Here is a 6,260-nt window from a genome sequence, read left to right as displayed (position 1 = left end):
CCCCCTGCCGGTGCGCCCGATCTGCTGCCGCGCGCGCCGCGCGGCTTCCATGGGCGGGCGGCGGAGCTCGCCGCCCTGTCCCGGGCCGCCGCGGGTGAGGGGCCCGTCTGTTTGGTCACCGGGCCCGCCGGGGTCGGGAAGACGGCCCTCGTGCTGCAGTGGGCACACCACGGCCGTGCCGGATTTCCGGACGGGCGGCTCTATGCCGACCTGCGCGGATTCAGCGACACGGGCGAGCCGGCCCTCATCGAGGTGCTGCGCGAGTTCCTGCCGGCGCTCGGTGTCCCGCAGCGCCGGATTCCGGAGTCGGCGAACGGCGCGGCCGCGCTGTTCCGGTCGCTCGCCGCTGACCGTCAGCTCCTTGTGGTGCTCGACAACGCGCGCGACTCCGAGCAGGTCAGGCCGCTCCTGCCGGGCGGCCCCCGCTGCGTCACCGTCGTCACCAGCCGACACCGGCTGCCGGGGCTGATCGTCACCGACGCGGCCCGGCCCGTGTCCGTGGACGTGCTCGGGCCGGAGGACGGCACGGAGCTCCTCGCCAGGGTGCTCGGCAGGGAGCGGGTGGTCGCGGAGCCGGTGGCCGCGCGGCGGCTGGCCGAGCTGTGCGGCGGGCTGCCGCTCGCGCTCCGGGTGGCCGCCGCCAGGCTGGCGCAACGGCCCGGTCGGCCGCTGGGCGAGATGACCGCCGAGCTGTCCGACGAGACGCGCCGGCTGAGCCTGCTGGATGTGGAGGACACCGGCGTGCGAGCGGCGCTGAACCTGACGCTGCAACAGCTCCCCGGGCATGTCTCCCGTCAGTTCGCCCGGCTCGGCCGCCATCCCGGCACGCACGTCGACCGGTACGCGGCGGCGGCCCTCGCGGACACGGACCCGGCGGCCGCCGAGGCCGCCCTGGAGCGGCTGGCCGCCGCGCACCTCGTCACGGAGACGGCGCCCGGGCGCTGGACGCTGCACGATCTCGTACGGCTCTACGCGCGGGGTCTGGACGTGGACGCCGGGCCCGATGCGCTCAAGCGCGTGCTCGACCACTACATCGCCACGGCCCTCGCGGCCGTGGCGGCGGCCGAGCCCGGCAACGAGGAGTGCTTCCCGCCGCCGGCGGATTTCCTGCCGCCCGCCGCCGTGCGGGAGTTCGGCGACCGGTCCGCCGCCGTGGCCTGGTACGCGGCCGAGAGGGACGACCTCACGCTGGCGGTGGCCGCGGCGCGCGCCGCCGGACTGCACAGCAGGACCTGGCGGATCGTCCTGACGCTGTGGCCGCTGATCGTGTGGCGCGTGCGGGACGGCTGGGTCCCGCTCCTGGAGACCGCGCTCGAGGCGGCACGGGCCGACGCCGATCGGTACGGCGAGTCGCGGGTGCTGAACGTGCTCGGCTGGGTGCTGATCGAGGAAGGGCGCGGCGCGGAGGCGCTCACCCGCCTGGGGGCCGCCCCCGCGCTCGCCTCCCGGGCGGGCGACCCGGTCGCCGAGGCGAACGCGCTGATCGTCCTGGCCATGGCGCAATCGGCGCTCGGCGGCCCGGACGAGGCCGCGGAGGGATGCGAGCGGGCGGTGGAGCTGGCGCGCGAGGCCGGTGACCGGACCGCCGAGCGCCTGGCCCTGCAACACCTCGCCCGGCACCGGGTCGACGCCGGGAAATGGCGCCCGGCCCTCGACACGGTGACCGAGGCGCTCGCCTTCGACGATCGGTCGGGCACGGCCGACGTGCCCCGGATGCTGCTGCTCATGGTGAGGGGGGAGGCGCTGCTGGGGCTCGGGGACGAGGCCGAGGGTATCCGGCAGCTCGACCTGGCGGCCCGGGAGGCGGAGTCGTCCGGTTACGAGGACGGCGCGGTACGGGCGCTCGGCGCGCTGCTGCGGGTGTCGGCGGACGAGGGGTTCCGGGCACGGTACGACGCGGCGCTGGGGCGGCTCACGGCCCGTCCGTGACCGTGCGTCGGCGGACGTGAGCGGGACACCAGCCGCACGTGGGCGGGACATCAGCGGGCCCGGCAAGGATGAGCACGTCGGCCGCCGCCGACGTCCGCGTGAAACGGGCCCGTCACGTCGTCACCGTGCCGGGCCGGAAAACGCCCCGACGGGGCCGCGTCACATACCCGGAAAGAGGAAGACCGCATGGAGTTCCGCGTGTTGGGGACGGTTTCCTTGGTGGCGGAGTGCGGAGAACCTCTCCCGCTCGGCCCGGCCAAGCGCCGCAGTCTGCTCGCCATGCTGCTGCTGCGCCCCAACGCGGAAGTCACCGTCGACCGGCTCACCGAGGCCCTGTGGGACGAGGAACCTCCCACACACTCCCGTACCGTGGTGCAAGGCCATGTCTCCCGGTTACGGACCCTGCTCGACGAGCACCGGGCAGCGGCCCACGGTGTCGAACTCGCCACCCGGGGCAGGGCGTACGTCCTGCGGCTGCCCGACGCCGATGCGCTGGTGGACGCCCGCCGCTTCGAGGAACTGCTCCGGCTCGCCCGGACACGGCACGAGCCGGGCGAGGCCGTGGCCCTGCTCCGCGAGGCGCTCGGGCTGTGGCAGGGCCCCGCCTTCGCCGGGACGGTGGGCGGCGGGGTACTGGAGGCCGCGGCGCACGAACTGGAGGAACTGCGGCTGGTCGCCGTGGAGGAACTGGCGGGCGCCCACGGGCGGCTCGGCGAGCACGGCACGGCGGCGGCCGTGCTGCGCGCAGAGGCCGTCGCGCACCCGCTGCGGGAGCCGCTGATCGCGGCCCTGATGCTGGCCCTGGGCAGAGCCGGCCGGCAGTCGGAGGCGTTGGACTGGTTCCACCGCACCCGGCGGATGCTGGCCGATCAGCTCGGCGTCGATCCCGGAGCGGTGCTCACCGACGCGTACACCGCTCTCCTACGGGCTGATCCATTCCGGGGCGACGCCCCCACGGCCACGGCGGTTCCGACCGCTCCTGCGACCGTGTCCGCGGTCGACGTGCCGCAGACGCTGCCACGCCGGCCCGCAGGCTTCACCGGACGGCGGCTCGAACTGGCCGCGCTCGACCGGGCCACCGCGGGCGCGCCCGGCCCCATCGCCCTGATCACCGGAAGTGCCGGGGTGGGAAAGACCGCGCTCGCCCTGCACTGGGCGCACCGGCACGGTGCCGACTTCCCCGGCGGCCGGCTCTTCGCCGACCTGGGCGGCTACAGTTCCACCCCTGCCCCCGACACCACCGTGGTGCTCCGTGGGTTCCTGCTCGCTCTCGGTGTTCCGGCACGGGCGATGCCCGAGACCTCCGAAGCCATGGGCGCCCGCTACCGCGCCCTCACCACCGGACGCCGGATGCTGGTCGTCCTCGACAACGCCCGCGGCTCCGAGCACATACGCCCCCTGCTGCCCGGCGGGGAGGACAGCGTCACCATCGTCACCAGCCGCGACCGTCTCGGCGGGCTCGTCGCCTCGGACGCGGCCCGTCCCGTTCCGCTCGCCGAACTCCCGGCCGCCCAGTCCATCGCGCTGCTCGCCGCCGTCCTCGGCGAGGACACCGTCGCGGCCGAACCCGAGGCCGCCGCGCACCTGGCCGGCCTGTGCGACGGGCTGCCCCTTGCCCTGCGCGTCGCCGCCGCCCGCCTGGCCACCCGCCCGCACCCCGGCGCCCTGGCCGCCCTGGCCGGTGAGCTCGCCGACGAACAAGCCCGGTTGGACCTGCTGAACGTGGAGGACACCGGTGTGGCCGCCGCCCTCGGCCTCACCGTCCAGCATCTGCCCGGCCCGGCCCGCCGGTTGTTCCGGCAGCTCGGCCTCCACAACGGCACCGCCCTCGACACCCGCACGGCCGCTACTCTCGCCGACTGCCCTCTCGGCCGGGCCGCCACCGCACTGGATCAGCTCGCGGCCACCCACCTGGTCATGGAATCGGGTCCTGGCTCCTACGCGGTGCACGACCTCGTCCGCCTCTACGCCCGCAGCCTGGCCTCCGAGCCCGACCCGGACGGACTGCTGCACCTCCTCGATCACTGACCGCCCACCCGGGCCGCACGGGCAGTGCCGTCGGACCGTCGTTAGCGGACTGTTAGGGCGCTGTTGGCGGGCGGTGGAAGGCTGATGTGCGCAAGCCGATCGCGCAGTCCGGAAGGAAGTCCGTGCGCAGTTCACCGTCACCGCAACACCCCTCACCCCGTTCCTCGTCGCTGAGCCGCCGCGCTTGGCGGACCGGTGCGTACGCGGCGGCGGCAGCCGTCGTCGCGTCGGCGGTCCTCACCGCCGGCCCCCAGGCGTCGGCCCGCCCCGCCGGTCCGGCGCCCGCCGCCGCGGGCGGTACCGAGGACGTGGACAACAAGCCGCCCGCGGGCTTCGCCTCCTGGGGCGAGCTGGCGGCCGCGCAGAAGCCGCTGAGCGAGGCCGCGAACGCCATCGAGGACGCGCTCGGCGACTCGCCGGCCTTCTCCTCCCTCACCGTGTCCGTCGAGGACCGGTCGGTGACCCTCTACCACAAGGGCGGTGAGGAGCAGGTCGAGGCGGCCGTGGCGCCCCAGCGCGCCAAGGGCGTCCGGGTGGAGCTGCGCTCGGCACCGTACAACAGGAGCGAGTTGAAGGAGGCGGCCGGCAAGCTCATCGGGCAGCCGCTGACCATCGACGGACAGCCGACCACCGTGCACTCGGCCGGCGCCCGGTCCGACGGCTCCGGGCTCCTCGTCCAGGGCGAGCCGCAGCCCGTCAACGGCTCGACCCGCTCCACCCCGCGCAGCGCGGACCCGGAGGTGCCGTGGACCGGCACGGTGGCCGAGGCTTCGACGCCGCTGGAGTCCCGCGAGCAGGACGTGCCCCTCCACTCCGCCGGGATGCTGCTGCGGGGGCGCTACAAGGGAGGTCCGGTCTGCAGTGCGGGCTTCGTCGTCTCGTCGCCCCAGCGGAAGACGGACTACCTGATGACCGCCGCGCACTGCGAGAAGGAAGCGGGCGCCGGCAAGAAGTGGTACGCCGGCGACCAGGACACCAAGCTGGGCCCGATATCGGACCGGTGGGAGGAGTACGACACCGCACTCATCCCGACACACGGCGGCGAACTGCACAACTTCACGATGTGGGCCGGCCAGCCGATCTACCGCCAGTCCCAGCGCCTCCTGAAGGTGAGCCGCGCGGCGCACTCCTACGTGGGCGAGCACCTGTGCGCGTCCGGCTCCCTGACGGGGGAGGTCTGCAACCTCAAGGTCGTGGAGGGCAGGCACTACACGCGGTACAAGGAATTCAAGAGCAACACCGAGATCTACACCCTGAAGAACACGGTACCCAACGTCTTCACCGCGATGAAGGGCGACAGCGGCGGGCCGGTCTTCAGCTACAACGTCAACGACACCGCCGTGGCCAGGGGCCTCATCAGCGCCGGCATCGGAACGGGGACCACCTGCAGCAATCCCGCGGTGAACAATTCCCCGGCCATGTGCTACCGCAACATCAACATGACCGATGTGGTCGACGTGCTGAACAAGAACCCGGGCATGAAGATCACCGACTGATATCAGGAGATTGAGAATGAAGAAGACGACCGGCCTTGTCGGCCTGCTCGCCCTGGCCTGCGCGACCGTCGTGGCGGTTCCGGGCTCGGCATCCGCCGATGGCCGCGGTGCCATCGCGATCAAGAACGTCCAGACCCAGCTCTGCCTCGACGGCGACAACGGCGGCAAGGTCTACACCAAGGGATGCGGCTGGGACAACCCGTACCAGCACTGGTATCTCCACGAGGGCCCCAAGGGCGTGATGCTGCAGAGCAAGCAGACCGGCCTCTGCGTCTCGGGCAAGGGACCGGGGAACGACGGCCTTTACGCCACCAACTGCAACTCCGGCGACGACGCGCAGTGGTGGGAGCAGCGAAACGTTTACGACAACACCTACACGCTGCTGAACTACCAGAACAGGAAGGCCCTCGACTCCAACGCCAAGGGCCAGGCGTACGTGCACCAGTACGGGGACACGAACCCCTACCAGCACTGGAACATGTGACACCGTCAGCTCTGCTGATTCTTGCGTCCGTCCCCCTTTGCCATCGGGCGCCACCCACTGCGACGCAGTGGGTGGCGCCCGAGCGGCGGTCGGCGTAGTCGGTGGCGAGGCGCTGGTGGAGGCGTGTCGCAGTCGGGCAAGGTGGCTTCCTTGATCCGGCGGGCCGCCGGTCACTGGCCCGCGAGACGGCCGCCGCCCGCCCTGCTCGCGTTCTTGAACTGCCTCAGCGTGCACGCGGTGTCCTGGCTACGGCGTGGCCTCCGGCCGGGTGCACAGCCGGCACATGCGTGTCCGGGCGGCGTCCTGGGACGGGGGGGGGAGGG

General features: G+C 73.3%; 4 protein-coding genes. All 4 read left to right on the top strand.

What is annotated here, in order from left to right; translation table 11 throughout:
* On the top strand, nt 1-1,929 hold a 1,929-nt coding region (locus K6I33_RS30015), incomplete at its 5' end, for an NB-ARC domain-containing protein (RefSeq protein ID WP_229357695.1).
* Between the two features lie 186 nt (nt 1,930-2,115).
* Nucleotides 2,116-3,957, top strand: a complete 1,842-nt coding sequence (locus K6I33_RS30010) for an AfsR/SARP family transcriptional regulator (protein WP_229357694.1) — start codon at nt 2,116-2,118, stop codon at nt 3,955-3,957.
* A 122-nt stretch (nt 3,958-4,079) separates the two neighbouring features.
* Nucleotides 4,080-5,453, top strand: coding sequence for a S1 family peptidase (locus K6I33_RS30005; protein WP_229357693.1), 1,374 nt, complete (start codon nt 4,080-4,082; stop codon nt 5,451-5,453).
* Between the two features lie 16 nt (nt 5,454-5,469).
* Complete coding sequence (locus K6I33_RS30000) at nt 5,470-5,937, top strand: RICIN domain-containing protein (RefSeq protein WP_229357692.1); 468 nt, start codon at nt 5,470-5,472, stop codon at nt 5,935-5,937.
* The last annotated feature ends 323 nt before the right edge of the window (nt 5,938-6,260 follow it).

The organism is Streptomyces sp. UNOB3_S3 (assembly GCF_020740895.1).
Lineage (GTDB): Bacteria > Actinomycetota > Actinomycetes > Streptomycetales > Streptomycetaceae > Streptomyces.
This window is presented reverse-complemented; position numbering and strand designations above follow the sequence as displayed.